Source organism: Gammaproteobacteria bacterium (assembly GCA_027296625.1).
Classification (GTDB): Bacteria; Pseudomonadota; Gammaproteobacteria; order JAKEHO01; family JAKEHO01; genus JAKEHO01.
Genome location: JAPUIX010000158.1, coordinates 40,595 through 64,411 on the forward strand (window position 1 = coordinate 40,595; position 23,817 = coordinate 64,411).

Sequence of the window (23,817 nt, forward strand, 5' to 3'; positions counted from 1 at the left end):
TAAATCCTATATGCTATTAACTATACAACATAGGAGCGGGCCAGGACATAGAGCTCGCTAGACAACTGGCGAGATGCTTTGGGCTTTCGAGTGGACACCTTTTTGAAATGCCTCCTTAACCCCTTGACGTACCCAGCAAACTCCTCGCTCTGAAAGCCTTTGACAAGAACGTCGCCTCCTGGTTTCAAGATCTCAATGGCCATGTCCCGGACCGCCTCCAAAAGGCACATCATCCTTGCCTTATCCGTTGCCTTAATCCCACTAATATTGGGGGCCATATCGGATATTACAAGGTCTACCGGGCCGTTGCCTAACGCATGAATGAGATGTTCTCGAACGGCCTCATCAGAAAAATCACCTTGTATAAATAAGACGTTTTCTATCGGCTCCATGGGCAACTGATCGAGCGCAATCACACGACCAGATGCACCTACAATCTGACGGACATACTGCGACCAGGCACCTGGCGATGACCCCAGGTCAACGATACACATTTCTGGACGTAACAACCGATCCCGTTCGTCGATCTCCATGAGCTTGTAGACAGCACGCGACCGATATCCGCTCTCACGAGCCTGTCTGACATAGGGATCCTGAGCATGCTGCTGAAGCCACTGTTTGCTGCCACTGCGCATCGAAATGTGTCTGGCTATTGGTCGACGGGCACGATCGATCCCTGTGCCTCGATTACATCGCGTCCCTCTGCATTAAGCCGTATCAAATGAAATCCGTAGATCACCGTTCAACGTACCGGTCATCTGTAACTAACCACTCGTATTTCATATTCGATTACTCCGCTTGGCGCGTTAACCTCGACCACATCACCCTCCTCCTTACCAATCAGGGCGCGCGCTATCGGTGAACCAATCGATACCAGGCCATCTTCAATCTCCGCCTCGTCCTCTCCTACGATTTGGTAAGTAACCCCCTCGCCCGATTCGATATTTATGAGGCTCACCGTCGAGCCAAACACCACCTTCCCATTCGCGTTAATCTTGGTGACATCAATGATATCCGCGTCGTGTAGCTTGCTCTCAATCGAAGCAATGCGCCCTTCAGCAAAACCCTGTTCCTCACGAGCGGCATGGTACTCCGCGTTTTCACTGAGATCGCCTAAACTCCGCGCATGAGCAATCGCCTTTATGATCCCGGGCCGGACCTTGGTTTTTAGTATATGTAGCTCATCGCGCAGCTTTTGCGCGCCCCTAGTCGTCATCGGTGATTTGACCATGCGGTCATTCCTTATGTAGATCTTGTAATCGGTTCACCTTGTTGGTGTCGCTCTCTTTGAGCGCCATGATCGTCGCTCTAGCACCCGCCATCGTCGTTGTGTAGGTAACCTTATACTGCAGTGCCGCCCGGCGGATCGTGTAAGAATCTCCGATTGCCTGTTTACCTCCCGTTGTATTCACGATCATGCGAATCTCATCATTCTTTATCATGTCTACAATGTGGGGTTGTCCCTCAAGCACCTTATTAACTTGCGTGCATTGTATACCAGCATCCTGCAGCACCTTGGCTGTGCCGCGGGTGGCATACAAATTGAATCCCAACGCCAGCAAGTCCCTGGCGACGTCTTTACTTTCTGGTTTGTCCTTATCACGCACACTGATAAAAATGTTGCCCGAACGAGGCAAGTTTACTCCCGCAGCAAGTTGTGCCTTGGCGAACGCTTCGCCAAAACTTCCGCCGATTCCCATCACCTCACCGGTTGACTTCATCTCCGGACCAAGCAACGGGTCGACACCGGGGAACTTCACGAAGGGAAATACGGCTTCCTTAACAGAATAATAGCGGGGAATGCGCGCCTTCGTCAGCCCCTGTGCCGAGAGCGAGCGGCCCACCATGCAGTAAGTAGCAATGCGTGCCAACGAGAGCCCCGTCGCCTTGGAGACAAAAGGTACCGTCCTAGATGCTCTTGGGTTGACCTCGAGAACATAGATATTGTTCCCTTGGATAGCGAATTGGGCATTCATCAATCCCACTACGTTCAGAGCCTTGGCCAACTTGCAGACCTGCTCTTGCAATCGTTGCTGAATCACTTGCCCAAGACTATGAGGCGGGAGCGAACAGGCCGAATCACCAGAGTGAACGCCTGCCTGTTCGATATGCTCCATGATGCCGCCGATCAGCACGTCCGTGCCATCGGCCACGGCATCAAGTTCTACTTCAATCGCATCGCTCAAAAATCGATCAAGCAGCACCGGGGATTCATTGGACTCAGCAACGGCCCGCATCATATAGGCCCGCAAATCAGCTACGTTATAGACGATCTCCATCGCCCGGCCACCGAGCACATAGGAAGGACGCACGACGAGGGGATAGCCAATCTCCCCGGCTAGCCGTACTGCCTCATCTACATCCCGGGCTGTGCGGTTCGGTGGTTGGCGCAGTTTCAACTGCACAAGCAGCTGCTTGAATCGTTCCCGGTTTTCAGCAAGATCGATTGAATCTGGCGGAGTTCCAATGATAGGCACGCCCGCTGCTTCAAGATCTCGCGCGAGCTTCAGCGGGGTTTGCCCACCATATTGAACAATGACCCCCTGAGGCCGTTCCAGATCAATGATTTCTAGAACATCTTCAAGCGTCAGCGGTTCAAAATACAACCGGTCTGAAGTATCGTAGTCGGTGGAGACTGTCTCCGGATTACAGTTGACCATGATACTTTCGAATCCGGCTTCGCGCGTGGCAAGCGCTGCCTGCACGCAACAGTAGTCAAATTCGATACCTTGGCCGATCCGGTTGGGCCCGCCACCGAGCACCATAATCTTCTTCCGAGAACTCGGCGCAGCCTCACATTCCTCTTCATAGGTGGAATACAGATAAGCCGTACTCGCGGTAAACTCGGCAGCGCACGAATCCACGCGCTTATAAACGGGACGAATTTTTAATTCGTGACGACGCGCTCGAACGCGCTCTTCACTGACTGCGAGCAACTGCGCAAGACGGCGATCAGAGAAGCCCTTTCGCTTCAGCGAACGAAGTCGCCTGGGTTCAAGCGCTTGCATCTTTTCTGCGCGAACGACCTGCTCCTCACGTACCAAATCTTGAATCTGTACGAGGAACCAGCGATCAATGCGAGACAGCTCATAAACCTCGTCGATGGAGAATCCTGTGCGGAACGCGTCTGCGATATACCACAAGCGCTCCGCTCTCGGCACACGAAGTTCCCGTTCCAGTCTCTCTCTGGTCCCATCATCGTCGAGATCCAACCGCTCATTCAGGCCATCAACTCCAGTTTCCAAGCCGCGCAGGGCCTTCTGCAGCGATTCCTGAAACGTACGCCCGATGGCCATGACTTCACCAACTGATTTCATCTGGGTAGTCAGCCGGTCATCTGCTCGGGGAAACTTTTCAAACGTAAAACGCGGCACCTTCACTACTACGTAATCCAATGTCGGCTCAAAAGACGCAGGGGTCGAACCACCGGTGATCTCATTGGATAATTCATCCAAGGTGTACCCCACAGCAAGTTTCGCGGCCACCTTGGCAATCGGGAATCCCGTCGCCTTGGACGCCAAGGCGGATGAACGTGACACGCGCGGGTTCATCTCAATAATGATGATTTCCCCGTCATCGGGATTCACGGCAAACTGGACATTGGAGCCACCTGTATCGACACCGATCTCGCGAAGTACTGCTATCGCAGCGTCGCGCATCAATTGATATTCCTTATCTGTTAGCGTCTGGGCCGGGGCGACCGTGATCGAATCGCCGGTATGCACCCCCATGGGATCGACGTTTTCTATGGAGCAGACGATGATGCAGTTGTCCTTGTGATCACGCACCACCTCCATTTCAAATTCCTTCCAACCAAGCACGGACTGCTCGAGCAAAACCTCGTGGGTGGGTGACGCCTGCAGACCGCGCTCGCAGATCTCGAGAAACTCTTCCCGATTGTAGGCTACGCCACCGCCACTCCCACCGAGGGTAAATGACGGACGAATGATAAGCGGGTAGTCGATTTGATCCTGCAGCTCGCGGGCTTCTTCCAGGCTGTGTGCAAGAGCGGACCGTGCTACGGTCAAGCCAATATTCTGCATGGCCTCGCGGAAGCGTTCGCGGTCTTCAGCCTTATCAATGGACTCCCGCGAGGCACCGATTAACTGCACGTCGTATTCTGCCAGGACACCCTCCCGGGCAAGGTCTAAAGCACAATTCAGTCCTGTCTGGCCGCCCATCGTGGGAAGAAGCGCATGCGGCCGCTCCTTGGCGATGATCTCCCGAACGGTCTGCCAAACCACGGGCTCTATATAAGTGGCATCTGCCATCTCGGGATCGGTCATGATGGTGGCGGGGTTGGAGTTGACGAGAATCACCCGGTAACCTTCTTCACGAAGCGCCTTGCATGCCTGCGCACCGGAATAGTCGAACTCGCACGCCTGGCCAATCACGATGGGACCCGCGCCAATAATAAGGATACTTTCGATGTCTGTGCGTTTAGGCATGGCTTAGCATTAGGGCACGAGCGATTGGATCGCGCACCCTATTCAATCTAACGGCGTTTGGGCCGGTTCTCTAACAGCTCAATAAAGTGGTCAAACAGCACTCGCACGTCATGCGGCCCTGGACTCGCTTCGGGGTGGCCCTGAAAGCCAAATGCCGGATGACGCGTGTGCTGGACACCCTGCAAACTGCCGTCAAACAACGAGCGGTGAGTGGTGCGAAGATGCGTTGGCAGACTGTTCTCATCTACGACAAAGCCGTGATTCTGACTCGTGATCATGACCCTACCGGTCGCAAGCTCCTGAACAGGATGATTTGCCCCATGATGCCCAAACTTCATCTTGACGGTACTCGCACCACTGGCCAGGGATAACAGCTGATGTCCAAGGCAAATGCCGAATATCGGAATGTCCGTCTCCACGAGCTCCTTGATCACTTCGATCGCGTAGTCACAGGGTTCCGGATCACCCGGCCCGTTCGAGAGAAAAACGCCATGCGGACGCATCGCCAAAATTTCCGCGGCCGGCGTCTTGGCAGGAACAACCGTTAGCCGACAGCCGTGGTCCACAAGGATCCGCAGGATGTTCCGCTTCACTCCATAGTCGCAGGCCACCACATGCCACGGGAGGGCTTTGGAATCCCATTCTCGCGCTTCGGGCAAGCCCTTATTCAAGTCCCAGCTGCCTTGAGTCCACTCGTAAGGCGCTTTCACAGTCACCACTTTGGCGAGGTCCATGCCCTTTAACCCGGCAAAGGACTGGGCCGCCTTGGTGGCAGCCGCTTCATCGATAGGTTCAGCCGCGACGATACAGCCTCGCTGCGAACCTTTGTCGCGAAGGATGCGTGTCAACCGGCGCGTATCGATATCGGCGATCCCGACTACCTGATTTTCCCTCAAATAATCCTGCAGTGAATCCTGGGCGCGCCAGCTACTCATAGTTAGCGGGAGATCACGGATCACCAAGCCGCTAGCGTAGATCTTTGGCGACTCCTCATCCTCAACATTGGCTCCCACATTACCAATGTGCGGGTAGGTCAGCATGATAATCTGCTTGTAATACGACGGATCGGTTAAAATTTCCTGGTAGCCAGTCATGGCGGTATTGAACACCACTTCACCCACGGTCTCACCGGGAACACCGACCGATGTGCCGTGAAACAAACTGCCATCCTCAAGCGCCAACAAGGCCGGGAAATTCAAGTTAACCTCCGCGCCAGATGTGCAAAGCGGGAGAAACCACACGGTTACTCCCGCCAAATAAGATTTGATAAATTCTACTTAAATCTATCAACAAGTGTCTATTAGGGCAGCGTATCTACCATGGCAACCCCTCATCCCAAGCTAGCAGCCGAGGCACAAACCCTTTGTGCGCTTGCCGAGATCCCTAAGAACAGAGCCAAGGGCTTCACCATTTCGGCGGGCCGTGATGCACTCGACCTGTTTGTTGTGCGCAAAGGTTACGACGTATACGGGTATGTCAACACCTGCCCGCATACTGGCACATCACTGGACTGGGTGCCGGACCAGTTCCTTGACGAGACGGGCAATCTGCTTCAATGCGCAACCCACGGGGCGCTATTTCGCATTGAGGACGGGTTCTGTGTGGCCGGTCCTTGCACCGGAGCCAGCCTAACGCAGTAAAGGTGCGGGTCACCGACGTTATGGTAGAACTACTCGGGCGTGTTGAGACGCATCTGAACTAGCGTAAATCAAGCACCTGCAGCATATCAAACAGTCCTTTATCATGTTGCATTAACCACCGGGCTGCACGGATGGCCCCATTGGCGAAGGTCTTGCGACTCGATGCCCTGTGGGTGATCTCCACGCGCTCACCCGTACCTGCAAACATCACTGTATGCTCACCCACCGTATCCCCAGCTCGAATGGTTTCAAAACCAATCGTCTTCTTGTCGCGCTCCCCTAGGGTACCGTGACGCCCAAAGATCGCACATTCCGCGAGGTCCCGACCTAGGACAGCTGCAACAATCTCACCCATACGCAATGCAGTCCCAGATGGGGCATCGACCTTGTTACGATGGTGGGCTTCGATCACTTCTATATCAACATCATCGCCGAGAACGCGAGCGGCAGTTTCGAGTAATTTGAAACAAAGGTTTACACCGACACTCATATTGGGGGCGAATACGATGGGGATATGCGCCGCACCGGCTTCGATGACAGCCTTCTGTTCAGCTGAAAATCCCGTAGTGCCAATCACCATTCCCCGGCCTGCTTTGCGACAACCATCAACTTTCTCCAGCGTCGCGGAGGGCTCCGTGAAGTCAATCAACACATCAAATTGATCGATAACGTCCGCGAGCCTGTCGACAACGGACACACCCATCGAGCCTGCGCCGATAAGCTCTCCGGTATCGGTCCCAATGGCCGGATCCCCCCGACGCTCGACGGCCGCCGTCAGTGTGACGCCCTGCGTTTCCTTACAGACAGCGATCAGCGTGCGCCCCATACGCCCCGCCGCGCCGCTGATGGCAATTTTGACCGCTGTCATGAACTCCCCCGGTTATAAGCTTTTATCTTCAAAGAATTTTTTGACGCCGTCGAGCCATGACGATGCCTTAGGACTGTGGCGTTTGCCGTCACTAGTCATTGACTTTTCGAGCTCCTTCAAAAGCTCCTTCTGTTTGCGATCGAGGTTGACGGGCGTTTCAACAATACCCCGGCAGAACAGATCCCCGACTGTATTGCTACGTACCGATTTGACGCCTTTCCCACGTAGGCGAAAGACCTTTCCTGATTGTGTTTCCGGTGGGACTTTTAGCGACACGCGTCCATCTAATGTCGGTACCTCGAGTTCTCCACCCAGCGCCACCGTGATGATACTAATAGGGATCTCACAGTAGAGATCATTCTGCTCCCGCGTAAAAATTTCGTGTACCTTAACATGGACATGCACGTAGAGGTCCCCTGGGGGCCCACCCTGCTCACCTGCCTCGCCTTCGCCTGCCAAGCGGATACGGTCACCTTTATCCACCCCCGGGGGAACCTTAACCGATATAGTCTTGCGATCCCTAACACGCCCTTGCCCATGGCATGGGGTACACGGATCCGCAATATACTTGCCTGTCCCACGACATTTTGGGCACGCCTGTTGGACGGAAAAAAACCCCTGCTGCAGACGTACCTGCCCATGGCCCCCACAGGTTGAGCAAGTGGCCGGCGTGCCGCCGTCTCGGACACCACTACCTCGGCAGGATTCACACTTGGCCAGTTTAGGAACACGGATCTTAACAGTGTCGCCAAAGACAGCCTCTTCTAAGGTTAATTCGAGGTTATAGCGAAGATCCGCCCCGCGAAAGACGCGTGTGCTGGCCCGTCCTCCAGTGCCGAAGATATCGCCAAACACAGTATCAAAGATATCGCTGAAACTGCTTGCGCCAAAGCCGTCAGCGCCCGCGTTTGCAAAGGGGTCAACTCCAGTATGACCAAACTGGTCATACGCAGCGCGCTTACTGGGATCAGACAAGACCTCATAGGCCTCCTTGGCCGCCTTGAAGCGCGTCTCTGCCTGCTCATCGGGATTGCGGTCCGGATGATATTTCATGGCGAGGCGTCGGTAGGCCTTCTTGATCTCTGCCTCATTGGCGTCGCGTGACACACCCAGAGTTTCGTAGTAGTCGCCTTCTGCCATATTAAGTCTTCAATGACAAATGAGCCCGGATAGATAACAGATCACTTTACAAGTGTCCTGCCTCATCCGGGCCTATGTTGTAGTCCCCTAGCTAATGGTGTCTTGCCGAACAAGACACCCCTTAGTCACTTCTTGTCTTCATCGACTTCCTCAAACTCGGCATCGACCACATGCTCATCAGATGTAGCGGCACCATTGCTCTGCGATCCGGTGCTTGCGCCCTCCGCGGCTTTCGCATCTTCTGTGGTTTGCTTATAGGCCCGCTCGGCGATCTTGCCGGAGAGTTCCGCTAGTTTCTTTGTCTTTTCCTCGATTTCCGACTTGTCATCACCCTTCAATAGTTCCTTCAGCTCACCCATGGCAACCTCGATATCCGTCTTCTCCTGCGCCTCAACCTTGTCACCTAACTCCTCTAGGGATTTGCTCGTCGCGTGGATCAGAGCATCAGCCTGGTTGCGGGCATCCACTACCTCGTGGAACTTGCGATCCTCTTCGGCATGCACTTCGGCGTCCTTTACCATGCGGTCGATTTCCGCCTCGGCGAGACCACTCGAAGCCTTGATGACAATGGACTGCTCTTTGCCAGTTGCCTTATCCTTTGCGGAAACATTAAGTATGCCGTTGGCGTCGATGTCGAATGTCACATCGATCTGGGGCATCCCCCTTGGTGCCACCGGAATATCCGTGAGATCGAAACGCCCGAGTGCCTTATTAGCCGAGGCCATCTCCCGCTCTCCCTGCAAGACATGCACAGTAACGGCTGTTTGATTATCCTCCGCCGTTGAAAACACCTGATTCGCTTTAGTTGGAATCGTGGTGTTCTTCTCGATGAGCTTGGTCATTACGCCACCCAAGGTCTCAATTCCCAGTGACAGCGGCGTCACGTCGAGCAGCAGGACATCCTTGACGTCTCCACCAAGGACACCCGCTTGGAAAGCGGCACCAACTGCCACGGCCTCGTCCGGGTTCACATCCTTGCGAGGCTCCTTACCAAATACCTCTTTGACAACCTCCTGTACTTTAGGCATGCGCGTTTGACCGCCCACCAAAATCACGTCGCGGATATCGGACGGTTTGAGCCCGGCATCTTTCAGCGCAACTTCGCAGGGTGTGACCGTGCGCTCAATGAGATCCTCCACCAAAGATTCCAACTTCGCTCGCGTCAATTTGATATTGAGGTGCTTGGGACCGCTGGCATCGGCCGTAATATACGGCAGGTTGACATCAGTCTGCTGCGATGAGGAGAGTTCGATCTTCGCCTTCTCAGCCGCTTCCTTCAGGCGCTGCAAGGCCAGCGGATCATTATGGAGGTCAACGCCTTGATCCTTTTTATATTCATCACAGAGATAATCCATGACTCGAAGATCAAAGTCTTCGCCTCCAAGGAACGTATCCCCGTTGGTAGACAATACCTCGAACTGGTGTTCGCCTTCGACCTCCGCCATTTCGATGATCGAGATATCGAACGTGCCACCACCAAGGTCGTAGACAGCGATCTTGGCGTCACCACGCTTCTTCTCCATACCATATGCCAGCGCCGCCGCCGTCGGTTCATTGATGATGCGCTTAACCTCAAGCCCGGCAATACGGCCCGCGTCCTTGGTCGCTTGGCGCTGAGAATCGTTGAAGTAGGCAGGTACTGTAATAACCGCCTCAGTGATCTTTTCCCCTAAATAATCTTCCGCGGTTTTCTTCATTTTCATCAATACCCGCGCGGCGATCTCGGGGGGAGCCATCTTCTTACCCTTCGCCTCCACCCAGGCACCCCCGTTATCTGCGGCGACAATCTTATACGGCACCATATCGATATCACGCTTGACCACGTCGTCCTCGTATCGACGACCGATCAGGCGCTTAATGGCATACAAGGTATTGTCCGGATTTGTCACTGCTTGGCGTTTGGCCGCCTGCCCCACCAACACCTGGTCATCGGCACTAAACGCGACCACCGAAGGCGTGGTGCGGGACCCTTCGCTGTTTTCAATTACCTTGGGCTTACCACCCTCCAGCACCGCGACGACTGAGTTAGTGGTTCCCAGATCAATTCCAATTATCTTTCCCATATCGAATACCTCAAGTCAGACCCTACGGCCTGCTTTATCGTGAACTCTGGACTACAAAGCTTCTTAGGAATATTGGGCCGCCTCGAGCGATTTCAAGCCTCTGGTCAGGTCCCTTTGGGTCCCGTGGCGACGATCACCATGGCCGGTCGGAGCAGCCGGTCCTGCAACAGATATCCCTTTTGAATCACTGTCATTACCGTACCGGGCTCGGCCTCCTGAGTCTCCTGCATCGACACGGCTTCATGCAGGTCCGGGTTGAACCGTTCACCCTCTGGGTCCACGATCGTGACGCCAAACTTCTCCAGTGCGCTCTCGAACATCTTTAGGGTGAGCACCATCCCCTCACTCAGACTGGCAACATCTGAAGCATTTTCGGACGCCGATATACCGAGCTCAACGCTGTCCTTCACCGGCAAAAGTTCCGTAATAAATGATTCAAGGGCATATTTATGGGCATTGGCAACGTCACGGGCCGTCCGCTTGCGCAAGTTTTCGAGATCTGCCTTCGCCCGAAGTAATTTGTTCCAGTGTTCATCGGCCTTCTGCTGGGCCTCTTCGAGCAGCTGGGCGAGCTCATCGGCCGACCGCCCCGAGGCTGGTGTTCTGGACACCTGAGGCGCTTGCCCCTTATCCGTATCGGCCGCAGCGAGCTCTGCATCATCGCTCACCGGTGCCGTGTCACTGGTCCGGTTCAAAACTTGTTCTTCACCCCCGTCGCGACGGGGATACCTGCGCTTTCTTGTCATAAGCACTCTCCGAGAGGACGTAATCCGCGTGCGGGAACATAACCAAATGCTGCCTTGGCGCGGTGATTGACATGAATTTTGGGACTAATGCCTCGATTTCAAGGCAGCGCCAAGCATCTTCGCTGTGACATCAACGATAGGAATAACCCGCTCATAGGCCATCCGGGTTGGGCCTATAACCCCCAACACGCCAACCACTTGACCCTCCACCTCGTACGGCGACGTAACGACGCTACACTCATCAAGGACTTCGTAGCCGGATTCCTCTCCAATAAAAATTTGCAGGCCCGGAGCCTGGATCGCCTGATCTAATAAATGAAGAATGTCACGCTTTTGATTAAAGGCCTCGAACAGCTTCCTAAGCGTCTCAACGTTTGACAACTCGGCAAACTCCATCAGGTTCGTCTGACCTGCCAGGACATAATCATGCTTGCTATCGCTAGCTACCGAGGCTTTCTCCGCCATTGCGATGACCGCCTGCATCATCCGATTCACGTCGGCATGTACTTCTTGCATCTCCTTCACGATAGCAGCGCGAACAGACTTCAGATCCTTGCCGGCAAGTGACCGATTCACATAGTTGGCGGCCTCCTGCAACTCGGATGGCGAATAGCGGTGCGCCGTATGAATAATACGATTCTGAACCTCGTGCTCATTGAGAACCAGAATAACGAGAACTTGATTTCCCGAAAGCCGCATAAACTCAACCTGGCTCAACGCATGCTGTTCAGCACGTGGCAACATGACGACACCTGCCAGGTGGGTGATGTTAGACAGCATGGTTGAAGTCTTTTGCAACAGGCCATCCACGTCCTGCTCACTGTCGAGCTCACTCGATATCTTATTAACCTCGCGCGCGTTCAACGCCTTTAATATCAACAGTGTGTCAACAAACAGGCGATACCCCTGCACCGTGGGCACACGTCCCGCGGACGTGTGCGGGGAACGAACCAGTCCCAATGCTTCCAGGTCTGCCATGACGTTGCGCACTGTCGCAGGACTGACATCGAGCCCCGCATCGCGCGCCAGCGTTCGGGAACCAACTGGTTGGCCATCGATAATAAAATGCTCCACCAGCGCCTTAAACAACTGCAAAGCACGGTCATTCAATACAGAGTCTTTTTTTGCGCGAGCCATAGGTGGGTTTCAACATGTTTCAATTTGATGGGGGTAAAAATTTAGCACTCTAGGCATGAGAGTGCAAAAAGACGTGTTGGCGGCAATCACCGGACATGCTAAGTTTGCGTGACCATCAAGGGAGCAACCAGGTGCAGAAGTTCAAGCGTATCGGGGTGATCGCTAAGGGCGGGGCCACTGAGATCGGGGATACATTGAGTTCCCTCAGCGACTACCTGAAGAGCCGAGGGATCCGGATTGTCACCGATTCGAACTGTGCTGATCTGCTCCCGGATGTCGGTGTTGAAATCGTGGATCGCGATGACGTGGGTGGTAGATGCGACCTCGCCATCGCCATCGGCGGAGATGGAACTATGCTCAATGCCGCTCGCCTGCTTTCTAATCACGACGTCCCGTTGCTGGGCATCAACATTGGCCGGCTGGGCTTCCTTGCTGACGTTTCACCCGATGCGATCAAGGAAACACTTGACCGCATTCTTGACGGCGAATTCGTAGAGGACAGGCGATTTCTGCTGCAAAGTCGGGTCCTTCGCGGAGGTCAATCTGTCATGGAAAGCGACGCGTTGAATGATGTCGTTATTCACAAACGCAATGTTGCCCGGCTGGTCGAGTTTGAAACCTATATTAATGATACCTTCGTTCATAGCCAGCGCTCCGATGGCATGATCGTTTCCACACCGACCGGCTCAACCGCGTATGCCCTATCGGGCGGAGGACCTTTATTACATCCCGACCTCGATGCGATAGTGCTGGTGCCGATTTGCCCGCACGCCCTCAGCAATCGCCCCATCGTCATTGATGGCGAGAGCCGTATCGAGATTGTTGTGGGCAGCCGAGAAGTCGACCATGCAAGGCTCACCTGTGACGGTGAAATGGCTCATGAGCTCCTACCCGGTGACCACATCCTGATTCAAAAAAAAGCAAAGCCGATCAGACTGATCCATCCAGCCGGACACGATCATTACGCCATCCTGCGCGCGAAGCTCCAATGGGGCCGGGAACTATGTTAAGACAGTTCCACATTCGTGATTTTGCCGTCATTGAGCAACTGGAACTAGGACTTGAACACGGTTTGACGGTGTTTACCGGCGAGACGGGGGCTGGGAAATCGATCCTCGTGGATGCCCTTGGTTTGGTGCTGGGGGATCGGGCCGATAGCACCGTCGTACGTAGCGGCTCTCTGCGTGCCGAAATCACGGCTGTTTTTGGAATCGACGGCTATACGGATGTCTGCAAATTGCTCCAGGAACATGGTCTTGAAGGTGAGAACAATGAATGTATCGTCCGACGGCTCATTGGCAATGACGGACGCTCGCGCGCATTCATCAACGGTAGCCCAACACCTGTACAACTACTACGGGAACTCGGCATCCGGCTGGTGGACATACACGGACAGCTGGACCATCAGTCCCTTACCAGACGCGACGTCCAGCGGGCGATACTGGACGACTTTGCAAAACACGGCGAACAGGTGGAAAAGGTTGCCAACGCGTATGGCGAGTGGCGGGAGGCCCGAGATGCGCTCGCAGCACTTCAAGGTTCTGACCGAGACCGTGGTGCGCAGGTCGCACTCTTGCGCTACCAGATCCAGGAGTTGGATGCATTGCGGCTCGATCCATCCGAACTCAAAGCCCTTGAAGAGGAACACGCACGACTTGCCAACCTCGGCCGCATCCTGGAGGGATGTCAGGCTGCACTCAGCGCCACTGCTGAGGCCGACGGGTCGGCAGTTAGCAGATTACAGAGAGCAGCCAAGCAGCTAAGCGAGCTACAGACATTCGACGAGGCCTTGAGGCCGACCACCGAGCTACTCGAGAGTGCCGCTATTCAGGTGGACGAGGCAGCCATGGCGCTTAGGCACTACCTGGACAAACTTGAAATGGACCCGAACCGCCTCAGATGGGTGGAAGACCGACTCAGCGCACTCCTCGACATGGCGCGAAAGCATCAAATCCCCGCCGAACAACTTTCAGGTCAGCTTTCAAAGCTGAAGGCTGAACTCCAGTCACTCGAACGTAGTGAAGAACGCTTCGAGGAACTCAAGGCCCAACAGGAAGAATGCCGCGGACGCTATTTCCGGGAGGCAAAGGCACTACACGAGAGCCGAAGGCGAGCGGCGGATCAGCTGGCGGGGACGATCGGCAAGAATATACAAAAGCTTGGCATGCCGGGCGGACAGTTCACCGTCGAGGTGCGCACCACCCAGCGCCAGGATCCCACGCCCAATGGCATCGATCATGTGGAATATTTCGTCACCACTAATCCCGGACAAGCATTACGTCCATTAAGCAAGGTCGCCTCTGGTGGAGAACTCTCGCGAATAAGCCTCGCAATTCAGGTTATCAGCGCCAAGGGACGGGGGGTGCCGACCCTCGTCTTTGATGAAATTGACGCCGGCATCGGTGGCCGGGTGGCGGAGATCGTTGGGCAACAATTGCGGACACTAACGGATGACCGACAGGTTCTGTGCGTTACCCACCTGCCCCAGGTGGCATCACAGAGTCACCATCACGTTCGGGTTACAAAGCTAGCGCGAGGCAACCAGACACGCACCGAGATTACTGTCCTCAATGGCTATGAACGCGTTAAGGAGATTGCACGCATGCTCGGTGGAATCAAAATCACCGAGCAGACCATCGAGCACGCACGCGAAATGCTGGAACATGGGATGAACGCTTGATCAAGGTCGACACGGCAGAGTCGTCTGCAAAAGCAATCTTGCGGCTATTGTTTTGAACAACTCGGGTCTTTGCACCGACCATAAAGGATTAAGGAATGGTCTTCGATATCAAATCCATTCTGCTCCGCCATAACCCGTTGCCGCTCCTCGATGATATCATCGACAAATTCAACTATTTTTCCGCACTGTATGCACATGATGTGATCGTGGTGGGGGCCCTGTTTCAACTCAAAGACCGAATGGCCGCCTTCGAAATGATGACGCGTTACTAGACTAGCGGCTTCGAACTGCGTCAAGACCCGATAGATTGTGGCTAGACCCACATCCTCGCCTGCTTCCATCAAGGCCTTATAAACATCCTCCGCGCTCATGTGACGCTGCTTACTGGTTTCCAGCATCTGTAGTATACGGATGCGTGGCAGCGTTGCTTTCAGGCCGGCTTTCTTAAGATCCTGAGTCTCCATTGCACTTTTCGCAAGCGTCACAAGGAAGGTGTAAACCGGGCGAGGTCAATAAGTGGATAAACTGAAACGATTCCGGCAACAGTATACTCGAACAACGGGGTCTTGTCGCCGGCCCTTCGTCCATGCTTTCCGGCGAACGTTGAGATAGAATTTAAAGTCATATTGAGAGCCCGGGCTTCCATGCGTATCCAGTCACTTACCTTAGTCATCGTTGCGGCACTGATTTTATCTTCAGGTTGTTCCCATGAGCCTAAATGGCGCACTAAAATTCCCTTTGTCTACAAGGTCGACGTCCAGCAGGGTAACGTCGTTACCCAAGATATGCTGGCCAGATTGCAGCCCGGCATGGACAAAAGCCAAGTTAGCTTCATTATGGGCACACCATTGCTTATCGATGTATTCCACAATGATCGCTGGGACTACTATTACAGCTACCAGAAAGGTGGTAAGAGGCGCGAGCAAAGACGCGTCACACTGATTTTTGAAGATGACAAACTCATTGCCGTCGAAGGGGATGTGAAAGTCGCATTGGAACCACTGAAACCAGCCGAGCCTACCGAGACCACGGTCGTCGTTCCGCTGGAGCGAAGTAAAACGGGCCTGTTTAGTGGCCTGCTGCATACGTTTGGATTGGGGGAAGAAGGCCCGCCCCCGACGCAAGCTGAGCGCGAGGCCATGGAAGCAGAACTGAGCGAGCACGACAAAGAACTACTTAAGCAAGAACAAATAGACGCGGAAGAATCGGACCCATCGGCGCCAGTGATCCCCGGAGCCGAAGGTTTATAGTCTCGCGTTAGGCAAGCCGTAGTCCACGATGCACAGGTGACTTAACAAAGAAACAGGAATAGCATGACAACCAGCATGGGGGCCCCTGATAAACGTCTGCTCGCCTACCTCGCGCTCTTGCCCTGGCTTGTCCTGTCAGCCTGCGCCATCGGGCCATCACGCATTCCATCCGACCGGTTCAACTACAACGAGGCGATCGCGCGCTCGTCCAATGAGCAAATGTTGCTGAATCTCGTTCGCCTGCGCTACCGCGACACGCCCATCTTTCTCGCTGTCGCTTCCGTACTTCAGCAGTATGTTGTTACGGGCGCCGTGGCCGTGAGTGGCGGAACCGGTAACTTAAACGGCTTTCCCGCGGACTCTATCGGCGGCAGTGCCAATCTGCGCTATATTGAGCGACCGACCATTACTTATGCACCCCTCACCGGGGATAAATTCGCTCAGCAGCTGCTGACCCCAATACCCTCCGAGCTGCTATTTTCTCTCGTGCAGTCCGGCTGGCCCCCCGACCTGCTGATCGTGATGGGCGTCCAGCGCATTAATCACGTGGAGAATGTGCCATTTTTCCTGGAGTCATTGCCGGAGGATCGTGAGCGCGAGCGCAGCTTTCGACATGTCGTGCAACTCTTTATAGAACTCGCGCAGCGCGGGGCTATGGAGCTGCAGCAGGGGACGTCCGAACACCCGAATACGCCGGCCCCACGCTACCTCGTATTCGAGGAGAACCCCGACCCCGGGACCCAGGCCCTCATCGATGAGTTAAAGGAATCACTGCACCTCGATCAAGGGCGCTCCAGGTTCCTGGTTACAAACCACCTGCTTGGACGCAACCCCGACGAAATCACAATACGGTTACGCTCGGTCCTTGCCCTCATGGGCTTCCTCTCGCGAGGCGTCGAGATCCCGGCAGCGCATATTGAAGAAGGTCGTGCCACAGCGAATGAACAGCTCGGCGAGACAGAGAGTCCCTCGCTACTGGTTCCGCTGCGGATCCACTCAAGTACCGAGCGGCCCGCGGACTCCTTCACTGCGGTCCAGTATCAGGGTTACTGGTTCTCCATCGCCCACTCGGACCTAACCAGCAAGGAGGCATTCACGCTGGTGACCTATCTCTTCCAGATGCAGGCGCCCCACGCACCAACGCTGGGGCCGCTGTTGACCGTCCCGACGGGCTAAGGCTTATTTGGAGCCCTTTTTTTCGCCTCTGCCGCGCGGCGCCTGCGCGCTTCCTTGGGATCGGCGATCAAGGGTCGGTAGATTTCCACGCGATCACCTTGCTTTAACACATAATCCGGCTCCCTGACCTTGCCGAACACGCCCACTTTATTCTTAAGCAAGTTGATGTCGGGATAACGCTTCAACATGCCGGAGAGCATGATGGCTTCGCCTAAGGTGGTGCCGAGGGGGACATGCAAGGGCAATATGATCTGTTCAGCGGCAAGCGCGTAGGCGACTTCCACTTGTATGTTTTTAACGTTCCCCATACAGATCGACAGCGCGTTGCTGAAATGCGCGTATCAGCGAGTTCAAGATTCGGATAAAGATCGGACCAAAGGCGACACTGATGATCCGGTTCGCGAATTCGAAATCCATTTCAAGCGAAACCTCACATCTGCGCGCATCTAACGGGTCGAAACGCCAACTCCCGGTCAAGTGTTTGAACGGGCCTTCGATCAGGTGCATCTCAATGGACCGGCCGCGCTTCAAAGTATTGGCCGTAGTAAATGACTGCTTAATCTTGCCCTCGGCGAGCACGATACGGGCACTTAAGGTGTTTTCATTCCGGGACACTATGTCCGCAGCGGTGCACCAGGGAAGGAACTGGGGGTACGCCTCGACATCGTTGACGAGGTCATACATCTCCTCGGCACTGTAGCGCACCTGCGTTGTTGATCTGAAGTGTCGCAACGAATAGATGTTTTTACGTGGGATCGAGTACCCCAAGCACATGCAAAAAGACAAGTATCAGGCCGACCGGTGTAATGTAGCGCACCAGGATACGCCAGGTTTGGTAGGCAAAACCCTGTCCAAGCCCGAGCTCGTTCACACTGGCCGCACGGGACAGCCGCCAGCCTGCGAATAGGGCGATCAAAAAGCCCCCTACAGGCAGCATGATGTTGGCCGTGACATACTCCAGGAGTCCGAAAAAGGTCTTACCGAAGAGCGTGGCGTCTGACCAGATGTTGAGGGAAAAGAGCGCGCCAAGCCCAAGAATCCACACGACCCCACACGCCAGAATGCTCGCATGCACCCGCGTCATGCTCCGGTTCTCCACCAGCCAGGCCACAACCGGCTCAAGTAACGAGATCGCGGATGTCCAGGCGGCTACCATCAACAGGAGAAAAAACAGGCAGCCAAAAAATGCGCCCCCTGGCATATGCCCAAAGGCGAGGGGCAGTGTCTTGAAGATCAAGCCCGATCCCTCCTGCGGTTGTAGTCCGTAGGCAAAGACGATCGGGAAAATGGCGAGCCCGGCGAGTATTGCGACCAGAGTATCTGCGAAGGCAACGATGATAGCCATTCTCGGGATCGATTCCGTGTGGGAAAGATAGGATCCGTAAATCATGATGGCACCCATGCCGAGGCTCAAGCTGAAAAACGCCTGCCCCATGGCACTCATGACACCGCCCGCACTGAGGCTGCTGAAATCGGGCTTAAAGAGATAACGAACAGCCTCCTGGAAGCTCCCGGTCCCCATAGCGTATCCGACCAATACCAATAACAGGAGAAATAATGCCGGCATCAACCATCGCACGGCCTTTTCCAATCCACTCTTCACGCCCCGGGCAACCACCATCGTGGTCATGGCCATGAAGATCGTGTGCCACGCAAGTAAACGTTCCGGATCGGAAACGAGATCGGAAAACACGGTGCTCACATTCTCCGCTGTCATCCCTGAAAAAATCCCGGCACCCGAACGAAACACATAGGCCAGTGTCCATCCAGCAACGACACTATAGAACGACAGGATCAGAAAACCAGCGAGCATTCCAAGCCAGCCAATCACCTGCCAATATCGGCTGAGCCCCTCGTCATGTGCCAAGGCGAGCATCGTATTGATCGGGCTCATTCTGCCCCGACGGCCCAACATGATCTCCGCAATCATGACGGGGATACCGATGACTGCAACGCAGAACAAATAAATCAAAACAAACGCGCCGCCGCCGTTTTCACCGGTGAGATAAGGGAAACGCCAGATGTTACCGAGTCCGACAGCAGATCCGGTCGCAGCCAGGATAAATGCCCAGCGCGAGGACCACTCCCCATGAATGGATTTCCGTTTTCGTGCCATCTTTTCTGGCCCGTACAAAAAACCTGCGCAATTGTGAGGGAAATTGCATGCACACTCAACCAACGCAGTAAATCAGAACTGGTATAATCGACAAGCTTTGAAGGGCACGATCATCTGGCCCATATTTCAACCACGACTTTTCACCCCCCACTTGCAAATACTTCATAATGTCGGAAAAGAAAAAAGAAAAGCGTGGCACGAGCACCATCGCATTAAACAAAAAGGCACGGCACGATTATTTTATCGAGGATCGCTTTGAAGCCGGGCTTGCACTGGAGGGATGGGAAGTCAAGGCGCTCCGAGCAGGACGCGTGCAATTACGTGATGGCTACGTTCTGCTGAAGGACGGTGAGGCTTGGCTGATCGGCGCACTGATTACGCCGCTACCCAGCGCCGCAACCCATACGCATCCCGATCCCCGGCGTACCCGAAAGCTGCTACTGCAGCGCAAAGAGATCGCAAGACTGATCGGTGCGGTAGACCGCAAAGGCTACACCGTTGTGCCGACCGCCATGTATTGGAAAGGTGGCCGGGCAAAGCTCGAGATTGGGCTCGCGAAAGGGAAAAAAGCCTACGACAAACGCGCCGCCATTAAGGAGCGGGAATGGGAGCGCCAGAAGCAACGGCTCCTCAAATACTCATAGCGTGAGTTCCCGAGACACAGGACCGTGGCTCAAAAAATCCCGGTAGCTCAGCAACTTATCATCATTTATACTATCTTATATGCAAGGGGGCGACTGGCTTCGACGTGGGTCACGAAACCCAAGGTGCATGCCGAGGAGCAGACTACCTCGTTAATCCATCTGCAAACTTGATAGTTGCCAACGAAGACAACTACGCTCTAGCTGCTTAACCCAGCTAGCCTCTGACTGAGTCCGTGCTTGTGCGCTCAACTCGGGGGACGATTCTCGCAAGCTCGCGATGAAGCCGGCCCGAGGCAGATTCGTTAAAACCTTCCGGGATCGCCGTCTGTCTTTCCTGCCGCTCGGGTAGCAGGCGGTTAAATTAAAGAGCCGGCTAAGCATGTAGTGCCGAAGGCGTAGTACTTGCGGACGCGGGTTCGATTCCCGCCGCCTCCACCAAACTCTGTTTTTCCTGCCGATCGAGCTGTAACAGCTTGAAAGGCAGGGAAAACTTGGTGGTTCCAAAACCTTCGCTGACGGAGTACTCAATCGGTCCCGTAAACATCAGTGACTGAATGATTCGTCGTTGCTCTAAATTTCCGTTATTCCATAGTTGATGCGGCCGACCCAGGAAGTCGAAGACTCGTTGCAACGCGGTTCCAAATTCTTCGTCGCCTGGCGCGTTACGTTCCGCTGCTGCAGACTCCTGCCGCTTCTCTGACTCCAATGCGTCAATACGCGCCTCCAGGCGCTTCATGACAGATGCACTACTCGAGCTTACGAGTTGGTCCAAAAGGCGATCGATATTCGCGTCAATCGCTATACATGCCTGCCTCGCACTTTTTCTGCGGACGGCCAAGCTATTCTCTCGTTCTGCCCAGACCTCTTCAGTAACACGTTTCGCCAGCCTAACTACGCCGGGTTTTGGGCAAACGGACTGCAAAAAATGCGAAAAATCGGTTTCGAGGCGCTTTTTGGGGATGCTTTTCTTTTCTTCGGGGCAGAATTTCGTGTTGGGACAACGATAGTACGGATACTTTTTCGTCCTTCCTGTGCTCCATGACCCCGTCAGCGGCGTACCACAACCACCGCAGAGAACGTGGTTTCGCAAGGGGAAATCATGCGCGAGGTTGCTCTTGGTGGGCGCACGACGCCTCCCAGCAAGCCGTTTCTGGACCTTCTCAAATACTGCGCGAGAGATCAGAGGCTCATGATGACCCACCCGCTCGCAAATGCCCCAACGCTCGTATTCGATTGCACCCGCATAGATCCGCCTTGTAAGAATACGCTTTGCCTCCTCGACAGTCGGGATCATGGTCTTCATCGACCGATTCCGAAGACCACCATCCGCTAGGAAAGCCCTAGCATCCGATTGCGTCAGCAATTCGCCCGTGGAGAACTTGGTGAATAGTTCGGAAATTAGAATGGCATTCGGCTTATCAGGTACTAGCAACTTGCCGTGCCCCGAAATTTTCTTGTATCGATAGCCGCGTGGCGGTGCGAAAACCCAGTAACCAGCCTCTAGACGGGCCTTTTGCCTGGATATAACTCGCTCCCGATTCTTAAGTCGCTCAAATTCTCCGGTGGCGACAACGATCGTCTCAAAGTACTGACTTTCAGGGGTATCTTCAAAATTGAAGTTCACACACGCCAACTTGCTGCCCGCCCCCTGAATAGCGAGCTTAAGAGCCCGTGAGAGTGCGACGTCTCGTGCAAGCCTATTCAGATCGTCGATGATTACAACGTAACCACGCTTCCTTTCTTCGAGATAGCTAGTCAGCGCGTAGAAAGCAGGTCTGTGTTCCGTACCGCCAGAGATCGCCTCGTCTCGAAAGACGTTTTCTACGAATAGACCGTGCTCTTTCGCGTAGTCGCGGCACCTGGCTTCCTGGCCGTCCAGCCCGTGTCCGTGTCTCACTTGTTTGTCAGACGAGACACGGCAATAAATCACTGCTTTATTGAAAGCGTCCATCAATTGAGATCACCGCGAAACGAACCCATTTATTGCCGATTTGCACAGGTTGCAGACAGTTCCTTATTTAGCTTCAAGAATCGATTCTCGAGCGATACCTCGTAACGTTCATATAGGTCCATCACTCTTTCGATTTGCCCGGTAGTAATTGCCGGTTGATAACCCGGCGCAACGATTTCTCTTTCGCCAGGAAATTCAAATACAGGTTTTGATACCTCAGGATCATCGATTTGTAGCAAAAACTCGTTCACGGCAAACGACATCCGTCGCATCTGCAAGACGCAGAGCGCGATGCGCTCCACCAATACTTTCTGAACAAATCCCGCAGGCTCGTACTCCTCCGACAATTCGTCGCAGATAATTTTGTATGCAGGCAGCTCACCCTCCAAAATCCTATTCGACAGTCCGCCATGCTTGCAGGCATTCATTCGGGAAACCATCTTGCCGGGCACTGTCTTCACACCGCCCTTTTTCGCATTCCGACGATTCGCCTCTAGTTGTTTGGTAGACACTCGATCATTGCCGGTCATTTGTATCTACCTCCCTCGTCAGCTCATTCAAAATATTCGTCGCAATGGCAATCAACGTATTGCGAATCTGCTCAATCTCAGCGTCTGACAAATCGCAGTCACCGAGCAGCTTCCTGCATTCCTTCACATCTGGGCCCATACCGAACTCCGGGTATGAATCCAGCTCTGAGGATTTCAGTAGCCAGACGAATGGTTATCGATGATTGGGGGGTTCCCATATCGTTTTAAGCCTTTATCGACTCTATAACTTCTGTTAGAACGGCCTTACCTTTCTGGACTTTCACTGTGAACTCACCGAACTCCATACTCCGCGCCAGCTGGTCAAGCTTGGACGCGGCCCTGCCTTTTCTTGATCTACACTTGATTCGCTCAATCTTTCCGTCTGAACCGTGTATTTCGACGACGTCATACCGCCCTGATCGCACAGATTCGATTATCGAAAGCTCTTTATCTGTCAGCTCGTGTTTTACGCGAAATTGTGGGAGTCGCATATTCGGCAGTACAGCCTTACAGCATTGGTTTAGATCAATAACCAGGTACGACTTCGTGTTGAGGTGTCCCGATGACATACAAAGCTCAAAGTTGGTTTGGTCAATGACCTCCGCCCATCCATCGCTGAAGCTAACAAGCAGAAATCGCGCAGGATCTATCGCCAAGCAGTGTGTGACTGCATATTCAAACTCGGGCCTTGTGACCGACGGTTTGCCGGGAACCTCAAAAATTGCGCGGCGCGCGATCTTCAATGATTCCAGCGGCACACCAAACTTTCTCAGATCTGCCAGAACCTTTATCCAGACCAGGTCCAAGAAACTGAGCCGTCTCCAGCCCTCGCTGGTCTTTCTAGACTTGTCTTCGATCAGACCAGCTTCCGCCCAGTGGTTTATCACCCGATAGGTGGCCCCAGAGTCCTTCACGGTGTGGATCTTCTTGTTTACAAGGTCGCTGACCCGCTGAAATTCGGATCGTGTCTTGGAGACGTACTCCGCTACGCTGATATCCCAACCAGTGCCTCGAAAGAGGCGGTTCGGCTTCGTCGTCGGTACTTTCTGTCGGGTTGTCGGGTTCATGCAACGAAAATATACACATTCGTACAATTTGTCAAATCTATACATACCTGTTCAATTTGGGAAACCAAAGGCCTTTCGGTAAATGGCCGGCAACCATGCCCGTACTCACTGCCCCAACAGCCCAAAAACGCGCTTTCCCAAAAAAGTCCTTCACTTCGCCGGCCACGGGCTCAGTCAGCGTAAGTCATCGGGCTTCCCGGCAATTTTTGCGCAGGCACGAAGCTCGAGGCTCTTGCCTTCATGGTCAAGATGATGCTGACCCGCGCGCCGGATCTGGATCGCTGGGAGCGGGAGCGCGGTTCCCGGTGCGTCACACCCTGCCGATGTGCTTTGTCGAGCGCGTCTGCAATCTCAACGGCGT

At 54.2% G+C, this 23,817-nt stretch carries 22 protein-coding genes and 1 other RNA gene; 7 read left to right on the forward strand and 16 right to left on the reverse strand.

Translation table 11 applies throughout. The features are described 5' to 3' along the window. Positions 1–20: 20 nt before the first annotated feature. The 4 genes from O6944_09500 to carA form a co-directional block, all read right to left on the reverse strand. Positions 21–635 carry an RlmE family RNA methyltransferase gene (locus O6944_09500; protein MCZ6719370.1) on the reverse strand — a complete coding sequence of 205 codons (615 nt, stop codon included), beginning with the start codon at positions 633–635 and terminating at the stop codon, positions 21–23. 119 nt (positions 636–754) lie between these two features. Continuing rightward, entirely contained in the window at positions 755–1,231 is a 477-nt protein-coding gene (gene greA, locus O6944_09505; protein ID MCZ6719371.1) for a transcription elongation factor GreA, read from the reverse strand. A gap of 4 nt (positions 1,232–1,235) precedes the next feature. Then, complete coding sequence (carB, locus tag O6944_09510) at positions 1,236–4,448, reverse strand: carbamoyl-phosphate synthase large subunit (GenBank protein MCZ6719372.1); 3,213 nt, start codon at positions 4,446–4,448, stop codon at positions 1,236–1,238. Positions 4,449–4,495: 47 nt separating this feature from the next. Beyond that, positions 4,496–5,647: a glutamine-hydrolyzing carbamoyl-phosphate synthase small subunit gene (gene carA, locus O6944_09515; GenBank protein MCZ6719373.1), complete on the reverse strand. Its 1,152-nt coding sequence runs from the start codon at positions 5,645–5,647 to the stop codon at positions 4,496–4,498. Positions 5,648–5,767: 120 nt separating this feature from the next. On the opposite strand from carA, the gene O6944_09520 reads away from it, so the two are divergent. Further along, the gene (locus O6944_09520) at positions 5,768–6,088 is read left to right on the forward strand and encodes a Rieske 2Fe-2S domain-containing protein (GenBank protein MCZ6719374.1); all 321 of its coding nucleotides are present in this window, start codon (positions 5,768–5,770) and stop codon (positions 6,086–6,088) included. 58 nt (positions 6,089–6,146) lie between these two features. On the opposite strand, the gene dapB is transcribed toward O6944_09520, so the two are convergent. The 5 genes from dapB to hrcA all read right to left on the reverse strand — a co-directional run bounded on the left by dapB (position 6,147) and on the right by hrcA (position 12,042). After that, positions 6,147–6,956 carry a 4-hydroxy-tetrahydrodipicolinate reductase gene (gene dapB / locus O6944_09525; GenBank protein MCZ6719375.1) on the reverse strand — a complete coding sequence of 270 codons (810 nt, stop codon included), beginning with the start codon at positions 6,954–6,956 and terminating at the stop codon, positions 6,147–6,149. A 12-nt stretch (positions 6,957–6,968) separates the two neighbouring features. Further along, complete coding sequence (dnaJ, locus tag O6944_09530; GenBank protein ID MCZ6719376.1) at positions 6,969–8,096, reverse strand: molecular chaperone DnaJ; 1,128 nt, start codon at positions 8,094–8,096, stop codon at positions 6,969–6,971. A gap of 125 nt (positions 8,097–8,221) precedes the next feature. Then, positions 8,222–10,159 carry a molecular chaperone DnaK gene (dnaK, locus tag O6944_09535; GenBank protein MCZ6719377.1) on the reverse strand — a complete coding sequence of 646 codons (1,938 nt, stop codon included), beginning with the start codon at positions 10,157–10,159 and terminating at the stop codon, positions 8,222–8,224. A 104-nt stretch (positions 10,160–10,263) separates the two neighbouring features. Then, positions 10,264–10,905 (reverse strand): nucleotide exchange factor GrpE, encoded by a 642-nt coding sequence (grpE, locus tag O6944_09540; GenBank protein ID MCZ6719378.1) that lies wholly within the window; start codon positions 10,903–10,905, stop codon positions 10,264–10,266. A gap of 84 nt (positions 10,906–10,989) precedes the next feature. Next, the gene (gene hrcA, locus O6944_09545) at positions 10,990–12,042 is read right to left on the reverse strand and encodes a heat-inducible transcriptional repressor HrcA (protein ID MCZ6719379.1); all 1,053 of its coding nucleotides are present in this window, start codon (positions 12,040–12,042) and stop codon (positions 10,990–10,992) included. Between the two features lie 131 nt (positions 12,043–12,173). Here hrcA and O6944_09550 point away from each other — a divergent pair, with 131 nt between their 5' ends. Next, positions 12,174–13,052 (forward strand): NAD(+) kinase, encoded by an 879-nt coding sequence (locus tag O6944_09550; GenBank protein MCZ6719380.1) that lies wholly within the window; start codon positions 12,174–12,176, stop codon positions 13,050–13,052. Further along, positions 13,046–14,722: a DNA repair protein RecN gene (gene recN / locus O6944_09555; GenBank protein MCZ6719381.1), complete on the forward strand. Its 1,677-nt coding sequence runs from the start codon at positions 13,046–13,048 to the stop codon at positions 14,720–14,722. Before O6944_09550 ends, recN begins: the two co-directional genes overlap by 7 nt. 44 nt (positions 14,723–14,766) lie before the next feature. Here recN and fur read toward each other — a convergent pair whose 3' ends face one another. Further along, on the reverse strand, positions 14,767–15,186 hold the full coding sequence (fur, locus tag O6944_09560) for a ferric iron uptake transcriptional regulator (protein ID MCZ6719382.1): 420 nt from the start codon (positions 15,184–15,186) through the stop codon (positions 14,767–14,769). Positions 15,187–15,366: 180 nt separating this feature from the next. On the opposite strand from fur, the gene bamE reads away from it, so the two are divergent. Both bamE and O6944_09570 read left to right on the forward strand, forming a co-directional pair. Then, complete coding sequence (gene bamE, locus O6944_09565) at positions 15,367–15,972, forward strand: outer membrane protein assembly factor BamE (protein ID MCZ6719383.1); 606 nt, start codon at positions 15,367–15,369, stop codon at positions 15,970–15,972. A gap of 63 nt (positions 15,973–16,035) precedes the next feature. After that, positions 16,036–17,148, forward strand: coding sequence for a hypothetical protein (locus O6944_09570; protein ID MCZ6719384.1), 1,113 nt, complete (start codon positions 16,036–16,038; stop codon positions 17,146–17,148). Here the strand turns inward: O6944_09570 and O6944_09575 are convergent. Genes O6944_09575 through O6944_09585 form a run of 3 tightly spaced genes read right to left on the reverse strand, consistent with a single transcriptional unit; the run spans position 17,145 to position 19,264 of the window. Then, positions 17,145–17,456 (reverse strand): RnfH family protein, encoded by a 312-nt coding sequence (locus O6944_09575; protein MCZ6719385.1) that lies wholly within the window; start codon positions 17,454–17,456, stop codon positions 17,145–17,147. The two genes, O6944_09570 and O6944_09575, sit on opposite strands and share 4 nt — an antisense overlap. Beyond that, positions 17,443–17,880 carry a type II toxin-antitoxin system RatA family toxin gene (locus O6944_09580; protein ID MCZ6719386.1) on the reverse strand — a complete coding sequence of 146 codons (438 nt, stop codon included), beginning with the start codon at positions 17,878–17,880 and terminating at the stop codon, positions 17,443–17,445. The genes O6944_09575 and O6944_09580 overlap by 14 nt, the downstream gene beginning before the upstream one ends. Before the next feature lie 13 nt (positions 17,881–17,893). Beyond that, positions 17,894–19,264, reverse strand: a complete 1,371-nt coding sequence (locus O6944_09585; protein MCZ6719387.1) for a sodium-dependent transporter — start codon at positions 19,262–19,264, stop codon at positions 17,894–17,896. 167 nt (positions 19,265–19,431) lie between these two features. On the opposite strand from O6944_09585, the gene smpB reads away from it, so the two are divergent. After that, the gene (smpB, locus tag O6944_09590; GenBank protein MCZ6719388.1) at positions 19,432–19,908 is read left to right on the forward strand and encodes an SsrA-binding protein SmpB; all 477 of its coding nucleotides are present in this window, start codon (positions 19,432–19,434) and stop codon (positions 19,906–19,908) included. 85 nt (positions 19,909–19,993) lie between these two features. After that, positions 19,994–20,346: a transfer-messenger RNA gene (gene ssrA / locus O6944_09595) on the forward strand. 1,542 nt (positions 20,347–21,888) lie between these two features. On the opposite strand, the gene O6944_09600 is transcribed toward ssrA, so the two are convergent. The 3 genes from O6944_09600 to O6944_09610 all read right to left on the reverse strand — a co-directional run bounded on the left by O6944_09600 (position 21,889) and on the right by O6944_09610 (position 23,456). Continuing rightward, positions 21,889–22,389 (reverse strand): hypothetical protein, encoded by a 501-nt coding sequence (locus O6944_09600; GenBank protein MCZ6719389.1) that lies wholly within the window; start codon positions 22,387–22,389, stop codon positions 21,889–21,891. Next, positions 22,376–22,528, reverse strand: a complete 153-nt coding sequence (locus O6944_09605; GenBank protein MCZ6719390.1) for a hypothetical protein — start codon at positions 22,526–22,528, stop codon at positions 22,376–22,378. The genes O6944_09600 and O6944_09605 overlap by 14 nt, the downstream gene beginning before the upstream one ends. Positions 22,529–22,613: 85 nt before the next feature. After that, complete coding sequence (locus tag O6944_09610) at positions 22,614–23,456, reverse strand: MerR family transcriptional regulator (GenBank protein MCZ6719391.1); 843 nt, start codon at positions 23,454–23,456, stop codon at positions 22,614–22,616. Positions 23,457–23,817: the final 361 nt, after the last annotated feature.